Source organism: Parabacteroides sp. KHUB-01 (genome assembly GCF_056640935.1).
The window spans coordinates 2034276-2050755 of sequence record NZ_CM153256.1; the positions used below are offsets into that span (position 1 = coordinate 2034276).

At 36.9% G+C, this 16480-nt stretch carries 10 protein-coding genes; 2 read left to right on the forward strand and 8 right to left on the reverse strand.

What is annotated here, in order from left to right:
- Window positions 1-700 precede the first annotated feature (700 nt).
- A complete protein-coding gene (locus ACYIAR_RS08925; RefSeq protein ID WP_480328957.1) occupies window positions 701-1087 on the forward strand; it encodes a Dabb family protein in 387 nt (128 codons plus the stop codon).
- Between the two features lie 265 nt (window positions 1088-1352).
- Here ACYIAR_RS08925 and rpoN read toward each other — a convergent pair whose 3' ends face one another.
- The 7 genes from rpoN to ACYIAR_RS08960 form a co-directional block, all read right to left on the reverse strand.
- A complete protein-coding gene (rpoN, locus tag ACYIAR_RS08930; protein WP_480328959.1) occupies window positions 1353-2813 on the reverse strand; it encodes an RNA polymerase factor sigma-54 in 1461 nt (486 codons plus the stop codon).
- Window positions 2814-4768: 1955 nt separating this feature from the next.
- Window positions 4769-6412 (reverse strand): PCMD domain-containing protein, encoded by a 1644-nt coding sequence (locus ACYIAR_RS08935; protein ID WP_480328961.1) that lies wholly within the window; start codon window positions 6410-6412, stop codon window positions 4769-4771.
- A 9-nt stretch (window positions 6413-6421) separates the two neighbouring features.
- Entirely contained in the window at window positions 6422-7180 is a 759-nt protein-coding gene (locus ACYIAR_RS08940) for a hypothetical protein (protein WP_480328963.1), read from the reverse strand.
- Window positions 7181-9325 (reverse strand): DUF4493 domain-containing protein, encoded by a 2145-nt coding sequence (locus ACYIAR_RS08945; RefSeq protein WP_480328965.1) that lies wholly within the window; start codon window positions 9323-9325, stop codon window positions 7181-7183.
- A 12-nt stretch (window positions 9326-9337) separates the two neighbouring features.
- Complete coding sequence (locus tag ACYIAR_RS08950) at window positions 9338-10534, reverse strand: DUF4493 domain-containing protein (protein ID WP_480328967.1); 1197 nt, start codon at window positions 10532-10534, stop codon at window positions 9338-9340.
- 71 nt (window positions 10535-10605) lie between these two features.
- Window positions 10606-11394, reverse strand: coding sequence for a DUF4493 domain-containing protein (locus tag ACYIAR_RS08955; RefSeq protein ID WP_480328969.1), 789 nt, complete (start codon window positions 11392-11394; stop codon window positions 10606-10608).
- 1 nt (window position 11395) lies between these two features.
- The gene (locus ACYIAR_RS08960; protein WP_480328971.1) at window positions 11396-14047 is read right to left on the reverse strand and encodes a DUF4493 domain-containing protein; all 2652 of its coding nucleotides are present in this window, start codon (window positions 14045-14047) and stop codon (window positions 11396-11398) included.
- A gap of 329 nt (window positions 14048-14376) precedes the next feature.
- Between ACYIAR_RS08960 and ACYIAR_RS08965 the strand changes: the two genes are divergently transcribed.
- The gene (locus ACYIAR_RS08965) at window positions 14377-15252 is read left to right on the forward strand and encodes a helix-turn-helix domain-containing protein (protein ID WP_480328973.1); all 876 of its coding nucleotides are present in this window, start codon (window positions 14377-14379) and stop codon (window positions 15250-15252) included.
- Between the two features lie 47 nt (window positions 15253-15299).
- Here the strand turns inward: ACYIAR_RS08965 and ACYIAR_RS08970 are convergent, their stop codons facing one another.
- Window positions 15300-16472: a C1 family peptidase gene (locus ACYIAR_RS08970; RefSeq protein ID WP_480328975.1), complete on the reverse strand. Its 1173-nt coding sequence runs from the start codon at window positions 16470-16472 to the stop codon at window positions 15300-15302.
- Between the last annotated feature and the right edge of the window lie 8 nt (window positions 16473-16480).

A 16480-nucleotide genomic window follows, 5' to 3' on the forward strand; every position in this document is an offset into this window, starting at 1 on the left:
GAAAGCCTTTTTATAGCCCAGGGCGTAAGCCCTGGGTTAGGAGTATTTCCCCCACCAATATAGCCCTGAAGGGGCGAGACAATGTTGTGTTATGATTTTGTCATTAATAGAGTGTCGCTCTTTCAGAGCTTTGATAGGATGGTGGTCGATTTTACCCAGGGCTCACGCCCTGGGCTATACAAATCAGGCAAATGCCTGATTTGACAAGGCTTTCAGCCTTGATAGATAGTTCTGAATATGTCGATCCACATTAACTTTAAAGTTGACAAAAAAACGAGTTGGCAAGAGAATTTCCCTGGTTGACTTGTATCTGGATCCTTGTTAACTTTAATGTGAGTTCGACAAATTATAAATGACATATAATTGTGGAAAGGATTATTCAGGGAAAAAGACATATAAAGGCTGAAAGCCTTTTTATAGCCCAGGGCGTAAGCCCTGGGTTAGGAGTATTCCCCCCACCAATATAGCCCTGAAGGGGCGACACAATGTTATGCCATGATTTTGTCATTAATAGAGTGTCGCTCTTTCAGAGCTTTAAACAGAAGGTGATCGATTTTACCCAGGGCTCACGCCCTGGGCTATACAAATCAGGCAAATGCCTGATTTGACAAGGCTTTCAGCCTTGACAGATAGTTCATAACTCGTCGAACTCACGTTAACTAAGTAAAAAGAACTTCTATAAACTTATTTTTATAACAAAATGAAAAGACTAGCATTATTAACAGGAACATTAATCGCATCAGCCTTTCTGATTTGCGGATGTTCAGGCGAAAAGAAACAAGAGAAAGTTCTTCGCCACGTAGTTATGTTCGGCTTCAAACCTGAAGTTTCAGCTGAGCAGGTAAAGGCAGTTGAAGATGCATTCGGCGAATTGCCTTCAAAAATCGACTTAATCAAAGATTATGAGTGGGGAACAGACTGCAGTCCCGAGGGAAAACAGCAAGGTCTGACTCACTGCTTCTTCGTAACTTTCCATTCTGAAGAGGACAGGGATGCATATCTTATCCATCCGGCACATAAGGAGTTCGGCAAGGTGCTTGGTAACAAGGCGAGTGCGGTGACAGTGTTGGATTATTGGACTAGATAAGTATAGAGACGAGTTGACGAGGGGACAAGTTGACAAGAAAATAACTATATCATAATCTTGGCTGAAAGCCTTTAAATTTACAGCGTAGGGCAACGCCCTACGTTTTGGCCATCCATTAACAAATACGCCCTGAAAGGGCAGAACTTCACTCAGTTTCGTCCTTTCAAGGCGTATCATATAGCATATCCTGAAACACAGGACGTTGCCCTTTGCTATATAATTTAAGGCTTTCAGCCAAATTTGTCTATACTAAATTTATATCCTATCAAGAAAGCTCCTTCCTCAACCTCGCCACCGGAACCCCAAGCTGCTCACGATATTTTGCCACCGTACGGCGGGCAATAACATATCCTTTTTCCTTCAATATCGCTGCCAGTTCCTCATCTGTCAGCGGTTTGCGCTTGTCTTCGGCATCAATAGACTGCTGAAGGATATGTTTCACTTCCCTGGTTGAAATCTCCTCGCCACTGTCGGTCTGCATTGATTCTGAGAAGAAATATTTCAAAGGATAAATTCCGTAGTTTGTCTGTACATATTTGCTGTTGCTAACACGCGAAACAGTAGAAACATCAAAACCAGACTTCTCAGCCACATCCTTCAGAATCATCGGGCGGAGCGTTGTCTCGTCGCCGGTAAGGAAAAACTCACGCTGAAGAAGCATTATCGCTTCCATCGTGCGAAGCAAGGTGTTCTGACGCTGTTTCACCGCATCAATAAAACCACGTGCAGCATCCAGTTTCTGCTTGACGAAAGTCACGGCATCACGGCGGTCGGCAGTGCGGTTCTGCTTGTTTCCTGCATAATCCTCCAGCATTTCCATATATTCACGGCTAATGCGCAAATCAGGAACACCGCGGTTGTTCATCGTCAGAGTAAGCTCACCATTATTTGCATCAACAATGAAATCCGGAGTCACACGGCTCATGGCAACCTCAGCATCACCGCCCCATTCATTTCCCGGCTTCGGATTAAGCAAAGTAATCTCACGAATTACGCGCTTCATCATATCCTCGTCGATATTCAGCGAGCGCATTATTTTCTCATATCTTTTACGTGAAAAATCTTCGAAGAAAGACTCAACAACCTTCTCAGCATAGTCAACTGCTTCAGTCTGCTCACGACGCTTCAACTGCAAGAGAAGACATTCCTGTAAATCAGTTGCTCCAACTCCTGCCGGGTCGAAATCCTGAACAACTTTCAGAAGTCTTTCCACATCCTTCAGGTCGGCATCCACTCCTGCCTGGAAAACCAAATCATCGGCAATAGACGAGAGTTCACGTCTCAAATAGCCGTCGTCATCGATATTTCCAACGATATATTCGGCAATTTTCTCATCCTTCTCCGGAAGTCCGAGCACCGAAAGCTGCTCAAGAAGATAGGAATTAAGAGACACACCGCCGGAGAATGGTATTTCCTCCTTCTTCTCGGCACGCTCGCTCATTTCCCTAAGCTTGTATTCCGGGATATCATCTTCAGACATATAGTCACCGAGAGAAATGTCCACATCGGCATCGCCTCCGTTGTCCATCTCAGGAGAATCTTCCTGTGAAATATCTTCCTGTCCTTCGGGCAATTCCTTGCCTTCCTCAAGGGCAGGATTTTCCTCCAGCTCCTTCTTGATACGTTCTTCTATCTCAATTGCAGGCAGCTCCAGCAACCGAATTACCTGCAGTTGCTGCGGCGACAGTTTCTGCTGTAGCTTTTGTTGCAAATGTTGTTTCAACATATTGTTGGTTTTGAGTTATTAAGTTTATAAATTAATTTAAGTTTCGCAAGTTGCTCAACTTTAAAGTTAACGTAGATTCGACATATTCAGAACTATCTGTCAAGGCTGAAAGCCTTATCAAATAAGGCATTTGCCTTATTGGGATAGCCCAGGGCGTAAGCCCTGGGTATAACGACCTCCATCCTATCAAAGCTCTGAAAGAGCGACACTCTATTAATGACGAAATCATAACACAACATTGTGTCGCCCCTTCAGGGCTATATTGGTGGGGGAAATACTCCTTACCCAGGGCTCACACCCTGGGCTATAAAAAGGCTTTCAGCCTTTATATGTCCTTTTTATCTGAATAATCCATTTCCACAATTATATGTCATTTATAATTTGTCGAACTAACTCTAAAGTCAACAAGACTTCAGATACAAGTTGACAAGGGAAATTCTCTTGCCAACTCGTTATATTGTCAACTTTAAAGTTAACGTGGATTCGACAAATTCAGAACTATCTATCAAGGCTGAAAGCCTTATCAAATAAGGCAAATACCTTATTTGGATAGCCCAGGGCGTAAGCCCTGGGTATAACGACCACCATCCAATCAAAGCTCTGAAAGAGCGGCACTCTATTAATGACAAAATCATAACATAACATTGTGTCGCCCCTTCAGGGCTATATTAGTGGGGGAAATACTCCTAACCCAGGGCTCACACCCTGGGCTATAAAAAGGCTTTCAGCCTTTATATGTCCTTTTTACCTGAATAATCCTTTCCACAATTATATATCATTATAATTTGTCGAACTCACATTAAAGTTAACATGGATTCGACATATTCAGAACTATCTGTCAAGGCTGAAAGCCTTATCAAATAAGGCAAATGCCTTATTTGGATAGCCCAGGGCGTAAGCCCTGGGTATAACGACCTCCATCCTATCAAAGCTCTGAAAGAGCGACACTCTATTAATGACGAAATCATAACACAACATTGTGTCGCCCCTTCAGGGCTATATTGGTGGGGGAAATACTCCTTACCCAGGGCTCACACCCTGGGCTATAAAAAGGCTTTCAGCCTTTATATGTCCTTTTTATCTGAATAATCCATTTCCACAATTATATGTCATTTATAATTTGTCGAACTCACATTAAAGTTAACATGGATTCAGAAACAAGCCAACCAGGAAATTACCTTTGTCAACTCGTTATCTTGTCAACTTGTCAACTGAATAAGATTTGTAAATTTAGATATTCAATATAGAAATGACAAAAAGTAAGGCTTAAAAAATATTAGACAACGATTACAGTGGGATTATGTATGGTTATAACATCTGTCTGAAAATATATCCAAATCCGATTTCAATTACATTCGGAAGTAATCGGAATTACTTACGGAAGAAAATGTTGTTACATTCGGATGTAATTGGGATTGCTTTCGGATAGCACATTTTATGCTATATATTACCTAATATTGGCTTAAGGCCTTTAATTTTACAGCGTAGGGCAACGCCCTACGTTTTGACCACCCCATACCATATGCGCCCTGAAAGGGCATAACTTCACTCAGTTCCGCCCCTTCAGGGCTTATTAATAGTATACATATTGAAACACAGGGCGTTGCCCTGTGCTATATAATTTAAGGCTTTCAGCCTTGATTGATGCTAATAAATTATTCCATCTAAATTGACGAAGAACCAGGAAGTTTCCAAAGCCATGTTTCACATTTCCCCTAATATTATGTAAATCAAATAAATGATGTGATTCTAGCTTTATAAAACTAATTCTTTAATTGCTTTAAACAGCAAATGTTAAAATACATTCAAAGTTCACATGATTTCTCTGATTCTCAACTTTATAACAAAATTGTGAAACTTGAAAGAAAAAAGCTCGTAGTGTTTCCGGAAAAACATAACGATGTTTTTTGGAAAACACTACGAGCTTTTTTAATTAAATATAGGTTACGCCCTGACTATTCATATACAAACTCCATCTCATCCAAATATAACGTACTACCTTCACCTCCTGTAAAGAAATCGCCATATTTACTAGCTGAAGCCACTATAATAATATACTTAGGTTTACGATAACTGCGATAATCAAGATTAATAGTATATTCCTTATAAGAGTTCACTGTTTCTGCAGAAATCAGTTCACCGTAAGCAATTATTGACTTATCATTCTTATTGAATAATTGTCTGTCGGATTTCTTAGTTCTGATTTCCAAAGGTTCAGACATATCAGTAAGAGCTATATAAACATGCATTGAATCAGGTCTGTTCATCAAATATTCATAATCTGTATCGTTGCATTTATTAATAACTACTGACTTATATTTATACTTAAATTTCAAACCAGTAGGATATGTTTCAAACTCACGACCGAAACTCAATACACCGTTTGTTCCGTCTGTTCTTACATAAGAACCTGAGAATATATTACCAGCAGCAAACTTACCAAGCCCCATTAATCCGACAAAACGAGATTCTAATTTAACAGCTTTACCGCTTCCGTTGCTGGTATCGTCAGTTGGAACAGTATTACTTTCACCTAAAGTTGCAGCTCCCTTGTTTCCTGTATCCCAAAAAGAAACGCCGGTTTCAGACCATGGATTCCAAACATTTCCATTCTGATGCCAATCGTCAAAGCTTCCATTTGACAAGGCTACTTCTGCTGCAGTTGTACATTCTGTTTCTTTTCCTGCAACTCCATCAATCAATGTTCTATAAACATATGTTGTTGTAGCTTTCAGACCTGTTATAAACGCTGTATAAGTAGTTCCACTAACAGTAACTGCATTTTCAGGAAGAGTCAGCCAATCAGTAGCACTCTTCTCCTTATATTCTATAACCGGAGTTTTTCCTACCTGAATGTTTCCCGACACACGTATCTGACGAACCATAGGGAAACAGTCTCCTGCAGGCGTTGATTCTCCATCCGAATGCAAAACCGTGACCTTCCATGTTTCTTTTACACCAAAACGTGTCACTTCAAATGTTTGCGGACGTGAGAAATCATTTATTGTAGTCGGATCTGGAACTACGACACCAACAGAACCACCAAGCTTCATCTCTGAAACTTGAATATTGTCCAAAGGCTGATCTTTTGAAACATAAACTACAGCCTGTTTGTTATCAACATCAATAACAGGTTCTCCAATTTGATTACTTACAACTATAGTTCTGTTGATAGTCTGATTAACAGTAATCGTCCAAGGATAATCCTGATATGTCTGCAATAAAACAGCAACCGAAGAAGAGAAGTCCACTCGCGTATCTGCTGATTTAGGAAGACTATCCAATGATGCAAAACCAAATGTCGGGAAATTAACAAAGTCCACACAACGGCTTGAGTCGATAGTGATACGTGCATCATTGCTCACCAACATTTTCTGAATACGCAAGGACGTAATATCTACAGCATCACTCACCTCAACCACCACTGAGCCTTTGGTTTTATCAATTGCCAAACTATTGTCCAACTGACCCTCAACTGCAAAATCTGTGATATTTCCTTCCTGATAAGGATAAGGTATATCATTCTCTATACATGAAAAAAGCAAGGACAAACTGCCTAACAAGGCAATTCCTTTTAGTTTTATCTGAGATAATTCCATAGTCTTTCATTAAAAATAAAAGTTCATACCTAAATTGATTGAAAACAAGTCAATCTTAAAGTTTGCCGAACTGCTCCTGCGTGAGCCGGTTTCCACCTGATTTGTCACCTGATCTGTCCATTTCACATCAAATCCCAACACATCTACCGAAACTTCAACAGCAGCAAAATTGGTAATAAATGCCGTAAGACCAGGACACATACCTATCTGCAATTTGTTTACCGTCTGATATGTTCCTGAATATTCAGCAGTGCCCATTACTCCCGAGGTATTTTTTCCCTGGCCATATCCATAAGTTAATCTTGCTTCATTGAAAAGACCAAAAACTTTACTTTTGCCAATTGGCATATAAGTTCGGATGAAACCTGTTCCGGAAAATTCATGTTCCAGATATTTCACATCAGAAAGACTGAAATTCATATCTTCATCCAAATCCAGACTGATATTTCCTAAATCAGTATAAGAACGCTTATAAGCAAAACGCCCTCCTACTGCCACATTATCCCTTATAAAATATCCAAAAAATGGACTTACCTTAAATGAATATCCTATACTTTCTATATCTTCCAAAACTCCCAAAAATGAAAAGTTATCATCTTCATGTTCGGAATATGAGAATGTGGAACCTACCATCCATTGCCCTTTCGGGATAAAGGTATGATTATGGATTCCTCTGTCAAATACTTTACGGCCCAGGATTTTGGTTTGGGCGTTGATTGCTATCGGGAATAAGATAGCTATTAAAAACAAAATTATTACTCGTTTCATTTAATTATTAATATCATTTATAGAGGTTGGATAAACTAATTCTAATTCATCTAACCACAAATTACTACCTTCTCCTCCTGTAAAATAATCTCCTTTTTTACTTGAGGATGCAACAATTATAATATGAGTAGGTTTTTTATCTAATGTTTTATATGTTAATTCTATTTCTCCCTTTTTGAACTCAGAAACCGTTTGAGGTATCGTTAATGAACCATAAGCTAATATATGTTCATCAGAAGCATAATTTTCCTCTTTTATAAATGAACTCTCATTAGCAGTATCTATATTATAAATCTTATCTGTAAGTAAGAAATAAATAAATCCTGAGTCATCTTCTTCAGTAGCAGAACCACGATTATTATCAATAACATTAATTTTAGTTGATGTATACTTATATTGAAATTCCAATTTAAAAGGTCTAGAATTATATTCATGTCCAAAATTCAATTTAACACCGTCCTTTCCAGAAAGACCTTCATAAGTTCCTACAAACAAATTTCCACTAACCAATTTATTCACAGGAACAATAATTACTGTTCCGCTAAAATACGAAGTAAACATTTTAACGCAAGATCCTAATATTCCATTATCTTGTAGTGTCGGATAAAGGTCCAAAGTTGAAGTACCCTCATTACCTGAGCTCCACCAACCATCTGGAGTGTGTTCATCAGCCCAACCATCCAAAGATAAATTTGGAACTTCAGTTTCTGCATCTGTTGTAAAAGATAATACATCACCTTCTACATCTCCCTGACAAAACTTGTATTCATAAGTTGTTTCCGGTTTCAGATTATTTATTTCAAAAGAAGCATTTTTACCATCAAAAACAGCTTTTTCAGACGTTCTCCACTCTGCTTCTGATTGTTCTTTATATTTAAAGAAGCCTCCTAAATTAGGATTTTCAGCATATCCACGAAGTTGTGCAAATCGAGACCAAACATACTCTGGATTATCACTAATGTTTTCTGTTGATATTTCACTTTTTACACTATATGTAAATTCCCCAGATGACATCCTGCCATTTTTATCCTGGAATAATAAAGTAAATTTATAGTCTCCTGGATTCAATAATTTAGGAGAAAATTGATAAACAAATTCAGTTTTTTCGTTAGAATAATCTAATGGAAAAACAAAACCTAATCCAGATAAAATTTTATATTCATCACTCTCTTCTGGCAATTCTGTCAAAGTTAAAATAGCAGGTATTTCAGCAAATTGTTCTGAAGTTGTTTGTGTCAATAGCTGAACCTTATTAATACCTGTATTTTCAGATTTAGCAGTTATATTTACATTGTACTTTTGTTCTTTTTGTTCTTTTTGAGGTACAATAACAGTTTCTTTATCCGTTGAAACTGCACCTGCAAAAGTAACCACCGGCGGCTCTTGTCCATACCCCGTTTCAGGCAGTGGAACTGTAACAGTATGCTTTTCATCATTTGTAGGATCCGTCTCAATAGAAATATCAAAATCCATACCTGAATTATTGTCTCCACTGTCAATCAAATCAAATACCAAATGATAATGATCACGAGCTTCTGTATTGTCAACAAGCTTAGACATTTTAAATTCATAACCTTCTTTATTAGTCAAAGTAAGATCCACAAGAATATATCCGGGTTGGAAATATCCTGCACGTGTTTCATTAAGGTTATAATCCAAATACAAGCCGCTTTTGTCACTGACACGAGCAACTACAGATTCAAATGCCTCCTTTACCGGTTTGGTAAATTCGGTAGTTACTTTTACACAGCTTAGGAAACATTCAACAGACACCGGTGTTGTTTTTCCGGCAGTAACAGCAACATTTGTTTTTTCTCCATAAAATGTTGGCTGTTCAAACTCCAATTTAGAATACGGATTTGAACTTACTTTAACCTTATAAGTACCAACATCAAGCAAAACACGTTCTCCAGCCATATCATTATAGTCAGAGAAATGTTTTACTATTGAATCGTTTGATCCGGCACAAATATCAACATACAACGATTGGTCTTCCACATCAAATGCCCTGGTAATAACCTCTACATTTTTGGAAACACCAAGTTCCAAATATCCTTTTGTTTCCAAACTGCTTTCATCATCTGTACATGATGCAAAAGAGATAAATAAAAGCAGTAAACAACTTATAATATATCTTATTTTCATAATTATTACATCTTATGTTGTAACAGTAATTGTTTTTGATTGGGTATTTCCTTTTGAATCAGTAACTGTCAAATGAAAATTACTTGTTCCGCTACCTAAAAGTTCTAACATTGGGACAAACTCAGATATGTTAAATGAAACTGATGTTTCTCCACCTATATTAACAGGGAATCCTAATCCACTTAATTTTTCAGCTAATTCTCCAGGATTAACTAAATCAAACTCACTTTTTAATCCAATACTTTCTAACTCTGAAGGAGGTAATAATGGAGAATCTATTCGTACCACAAAACTGCTAATTCCATTAGGAGCATTTACCACCAAATCAGTATTAATAGCATCTCCAGTAATCGTAATAGCCTCACTTTCGCCTCCTTCTCCGGTTTCACCACCACTTCCTCCATCACTTGGGACAACAATATCAACCGGATTTTCATTTACTGTCATATCAACTTTAATCGTGAATTTTCCATTTGTTGGATCTTCAGGATCTGGATCTGGGTCCGGATCTGGTTGTTCCGGATCTTCTGGAATAATATCCTCTTCCAAATCCTTGATTTCAATTTTAAACAAATCCTGAGAATGAACATGTCCTTCGCTGTCGGCAAGCACGAAAGTCCGGATCACTGGTGTATTTGTGTTTTTCTCTGTTGCTCGAATTGTTACTGTTGCCTCCATACCAGGAGAAACATAAACAATCTTTGGATCATCTTTTCCTATTGATATTACACCAGAACCATTTGTTATAGTAATTGAATAATCATCCAAACAAGCATTCACAAATTCGTCTGTCGGTATCAAATAAACTATAGCGCTCTGTAACTGACAAACAGCATTTACAGTTGTCACTTCCTTTAATTTTACGACTGATGTATCAACAGACTCATAATATGGTTTATCTGTTGTAACTGCATAATTTTCACCAGTTGATACTTCAACATAATATGTTCCTGGTTTTAGCAGATATTTAGATAATTCTTCATATTCTGAATATGATTCAAAGTAGTCCTGAAGTTCATTTGATTCATTAAATACCTTAATTTTCAAATCATCCACTTCCGGAACAATAATCTTGGCTGTATCAGCAGCTCGTGTTTCTGTTTTTAATCCATTATAAACAGGTTCCTTAACCGATAGTTTCAAGTCCAGTATTCCTGATTCGTCCGAAGAAAGTTCATTAGGATCTTTCCCCCATAACTCGTTTTTCATCTCACATGATGAAAAACTTGCCAACAAAAATGCTGACAAAAGGGTGCAACTTACCGTTTTTCTTAAGTTTATCATAATTCTATCTGCGTTGCTTTAACATTTAATGATTGGCTTTCTGATACAGCTAAATCTATAATAATATGTTCTTTTGCTTCAAACAGATTATTATTATTTACTTCCCCATCAGGTTCAATAGTTTCAGTATAATTAACCGGGAAACCTTTAATTGTGGTTCCCTTTATATTTATCTTAATATAAGACGATGTTTTAGAGCCATCAAAATATGCCGATTTATCCAAATCTGCATAAGTATATTCCACTTCTCGTCCGTTAGCATCAGAAACTGTTAAGCAAAATTTCTCACCTCCTTGTGCTTCCACCTTTTCATCTGTACGGAATGAACTCATAAACTCAGAACTCGGAACAAATGAAACCTGAAACTGCTGTAAGCTACATTCCAATTCTGCTGTAACTGTTTCATCCTTTATAACCGTATAGGTTTCAGTAGCATAAAAATATGGTTTATCCAATATCGCTTCTCCCGGATAATCGCATGAATATGCCTCAACCTTATATTTTGTTCCTCCATCTGCAGCTTCCAAGAACAAAGGAGATTCTTGCTGCAATTCTTTCAATGTTTTCTTTGCTACTACTTCCTCTTCACTATTGGTAATAGAAACAATAAATGTTTCTATTTCTGGTACAGGCGTTGCGCGTGTTATTATTTGTACCGGACATTCACTTGTACTTAATCGGAATTGCATCTTTGCTTTTCCGCTTTCTGTTATCTGCTCCATTTCTTCGTTGGAACAGGATGATGCCATTAGTAGGATGGCGAATGTGTATAATAGGTGTTTCATTTTATTCTGTTACTTTGTTATCATAATCATATATTAATTCCACATCATCAATATAAAGTTGGCTACCAACGTATTCCCCTGTTGTTAAATTATTTTTAGGTGGATAATCAAAATTAGTTGTATTAAAATCCAAAGACTTTTCATTATCTGTAGATTTAAAATAAATATACATCTTAGCAACTTTTCCTGTATATATATTTTCTATTTTAACATATTTCAAAGTCCAATTATCTACAGCCCCGCCAAAATATTTTTGTTCAGCTATTGGATTATCAAATTCATCCAATAAAACAATTTTTGCCAAGAAATAATCTTCTAGATTTTTAGGCTTATACTTATAACGAAATTTAAAACCTATTGGTCTATAAGTAAAAGCTATACCATAACTTGGCTCCAAGTTATTTATTTGTCCTAAAAACAATTCACCAGGAGTCCTAAAACTACAAGTACCTTCTATTCCAAAAGAGCCTGGAGCGCCATTTCCTTTCCCCCAACCAACAGTTCGAATCAAAGCTGCATTACCACCTTCAAATCCTTCTGTCTTTATAGTACCTGAATTTGCGACATAACGTGTCCATTCTCTATCTGTTCCATTTAAAGTAGATTTACTTTCTCCACCATCTTGAGTTGTTATAGCATTTAATGTTTCCCATCCATTTACATTCCACTTTTCCCAAGATCTATAGGGTGTATGAGTATATTCTTGTTTCCAATTAGTATCACCATGCCCTTCACCTCCTTTTGCTTCCCATTTTTCCAACTTACCTATTTCACCCAATAGTTGAGCTTTCTCTGTTGTAAACTCCTTCGTATCCAATACCAACTTATCATCATTATTATACTTTACAGTAATAGTATATGGTGTAGTCTCTGCTAGATTCTTCCAAACAAACGTAACAACACCCAACGTTTCAGGATTTTCTAACTTAACTAAGTTACTTGATTCAATTGGCTGACCATTTCCATAAAACGTCACTTTATCCGGATGATTCGTCTTAATCTTCAGAAAAGCATATTTAGCAAAAGCATCCACAGCATTTTCTGCCCATTCGAAAACAGGTCTATTAACCGTGAAAGATTTTGTATTATTTGCTACAGGTGTTTCTAATTTGTCTACGATATTGAATTTAATCGTATATGTCTGTGAATCTCCATCTCCAAAAGATAATGAATTAAACCAGTCTTGTGTAAACTTCAATTTAATTTTAACAATTGAACTTTCTTCAACCACTATGCCATTAACATTTAATGAATTAATATCTTGTTCATTAATTCCTAAACCATCAATAGAAATAGTTGCTGTTTCGATTCCTGCAGGAACATCTATATTAACAATTTGATCTCCTTGAGAAAATGCTCCATAATCAAATTCATTTTCAGGAAAAGCACCCCAATTTATTGAACTTTTACCAATTTCAGGTACCAGAATGGATACCTTTTTTGTTGTACTCTGATTAGGTGTAATATCTTTTACTGTTAAAGTCAATTCATAATGAGTATCTCCTTCTACTTTACCAGGCAAAGAAGCAATTATAGACTTCAAGTCAATAATACCAGATATTTTACCTTTTATTTCTTCTTCCGGCATTACAAAACCATATTTTTCATTCAACTCAGCAGCTTGTTCTGAGGTAAGATTTACCAAATCATATTGGTTAATCAATGTATTTTGAGCATCATCTACAATTGTCAGCAAAACCTGATTGATTTTTCTTCCGGCTGTTATATCTACAGTGGCAGAACTTGTACAATCTTCTTTTTTACATTCAGAAGGAGTTTCCATACTAACATTAGATCTATCCCAATTAAATACTTCACTAAAAATAAATGGTGCCCCTTTCAACTGTTCCATAAAATCAGGAATACCAATATTTACATAAACAGTCTCCCGAGTTTCATCATTCAAAACCACATCAATAGCAACCCCATTCAGACCTTTTTCATCTGTACGGATTGTCAGTTTCGACCATTGTTTAGGTTTAATAGTTGTAGTTGCATTAAATTGAACATCCTTACCATAGACATTAACCAGCTCCATACCGATTGTAAGCTTAGTGCCGGCAGCATCGGATTCGAAATATATAGGACGAGACTCACCTTTTTCATACACCAAAGGCAAACTCATTTTATTTGTCTTAAAAGACAAAGTATAATCTTTATATGTTTCTATGAAATCATCAGAAAACTCAACAGTTACACGACTGTTGGCAAGGGATGCAGTGACCTCAACAGGAGTAGTCATTTCTTCAACAATAGTGAAATCCTGCTTTCCTGAGAAATATGGAGAATTAAATGCTGCAGTAGATTTTGTGCCTTTACTTACTTCCAAACTATATTTACCCGGTTTCAATTCAAGTTCTTCCGGCATTTTATCAAATCTTGCATACTCGGCAACAACTCCGGAATCTTGAGATATAACAACCTTATAGCTGTCAGCATCTTCAAAACCTTTCAGTTCGCTGATACTAGTTGCTTTTGTAGACAAAGTACTTGTTAATGTTGTGTCAACATTCATCTGTAGATTCAACAAGCCCTTACTAACAATAACATCATCTTGCACACAGGCAAAAAAAGTCAAAAATAAACAACATAATAATGTCAAACGCCCCCAAATATAGGACCTGGAAGTGTCAAAAATAAGTTTTTTTTCCATTCAAACTTGCTATATTTCAATAATTCATCTACTTAGTATTATAAAATCAAGATTGTAAAAAATAGAAACCAATACTAATCTATTTTAACAGCAATAATTCTATTTCTATTTTAAGCTTTTTTTCAAGGTGCAAAAGAACATTAAAACTATTATTTCTACAAGGTCTGTTTATTGTATTCATTGTTCTATTTTTTATATATATTCTTTCATATACATAAATCATCATGATTTTCTGTAGCAAAAAAAATCTTTTATGTCCTATTTTTTACATTTGCATTTAAGATATTTATTATACATTTGTTCCAAAATAAAACAGAAAAACTCCTATTATGGAAAACGAAATCCCCAAACTAGATTTACCGGAAGATGTAATAACAGGAAGGCTGATGGATACTAATATCCTGAGCCTATACACTAATTTCCCATGCCGACTGAAGGCTAAGATATTTGTGTTCTGCAAGAAAGGAAATATTGAGGCTTCTATCAATATGGAAAACTATGTGATAAAGGGAAATTGCATAGCAATAGTTCCACACGGAAGTATTCTGAAAATAAATAAAATTGAAGATGATATAGAACTTTATTTCATCGGTTTTTCATCATCATTCCTAAAACAGATTAATCCTGTAAAATCAATTGTTGACACGCATTATGCAATAAAGAGGAAGCCTGTTCTGGAACTGAATCCTAAAATTGCCCAGGCTGTATATGAAAATATCGAGCCATTCGTGAGGACTCAGGAAGAAGGGGCAATATTAAATAAGGATTTCAACAGGCATATATTTATGGCTATAATGTATGGATTGGGAATCCTGTATGAGAATGAGAAACCTAATTCCGAACTTCTTTCTACAAATGAAAGGATAACCCAGGATTTCAGTCAGGCTGTGATGGATAATTATATAAAGGAAAGGAATGTTTCTTTCTATGCCAATTTATTGAGAATAACTCCTGCATATTTAAGTACAATAATCAAGCAAACAACAGGAAAGACTTGTACGGATATTATTGCGGAAATGGTTATTATGGATGCAAAGGCTCAGTTGAAATCAACAAATCTGCCGATTCAGGAAATTGCATATTCTCTGAATTTCACAAACGTGTCGTTTTTCGGGAAATATTTCAAAAGGCATGTGGGGATTGGGCCGCTGGAGTATAGGAAAGGAGGGAATGACAGGGGACAAGTTGATAAAGAAACGAGTTGACAAGTAATATAAATCTTGTCAACTCGTCCCTGTAACCTAGTCACCTGTTACTTACCAATTTTATTTCTCACTTCCTTTGTAAGCGCATCTTTATGCACCATTATGCAAATAGTTTTTGCTCTTACAAAGCTTTCGGACATATTCAGATAGCCGCCGAAGGCATTGCGCTCTGTGCCCCATGAGTTCTTGGTGATATAATATTTTGTTCCGTTCTGATCCTTTGTGATACCTGTGATATGCATCAGGTGGTCGTCTGTTGTAACAAAAGCTTCATAGCCAGCCTGACGAACTTCAGGAGTTACTTTTACTTCAGGATAAGGACGTTCGAATTTATATACTTCTTCCAATCTTTCACCGGCATCCATTTTTTCGAAGCGAGCACGGTCGGTTGTTGCATAGTCATCAACATTGTTTACCTCCGGATTGATTGCTACACCATTCTTGAATGAAAAGCCTTTTTCGCTTACATCGCCATCCCAGCAAACGCTATATCCATTCTTTAGGGCATTGTCCATTACAGACATCATTTCGTCGAGCGGAAGGTTATACATCAAGGCGTGTTCCCAGTTGTCCGGAACTTCCACATCGAAAGCTTCGTAGTATGGTTTGTGAGTGAAGCTGGTAAGCAACACATAGTCGTCCATATTCAAGCCCAATGATTCAGCGAAAGATTTGGCTGTATATTCTTTTCCTTTATATGTGAATTTCTCAGGTAATTTGCCCAGGTAAATATCCATCAGGCTGTTCACCAGTTCGTGAAATTCAGGAGAGTTTTTCTTCAATTTCACTGCTGTTTCAGAAATGCTGCTCACGTATGAAGCAAGTTCGCCATGGTTATGGCGGTCAGAATCATAATTGATTCCGCTATATACTTCTTCTGGAACAACACCAACTTGCTTGAAAGCTGTAATCCATGATGGAGAAAGGCTTCCCTGGCTTACATTGCCCTTGCCACGACGCATATAATTGTCGTTAATCTGATTGATATATTTCTGACGGACAATGAACATTTCGGAAAGGTCATATTCTCCTTTTCCCATACGGAGAAGTTCTGACTCCATAAATGATGTGGTTGCGAAACACCAGCAAGTTCCTGTTGATGCCTGATTCTTTACTGAAGTGGCAGGCACTTTAACTTCGTCCGTGAACTGATAGCCTTGTGACATGGCTGCCAGTGGAGAAAGTAATGTTAATGCGAATGATAGAAATAATGGTTTCATGATTATAG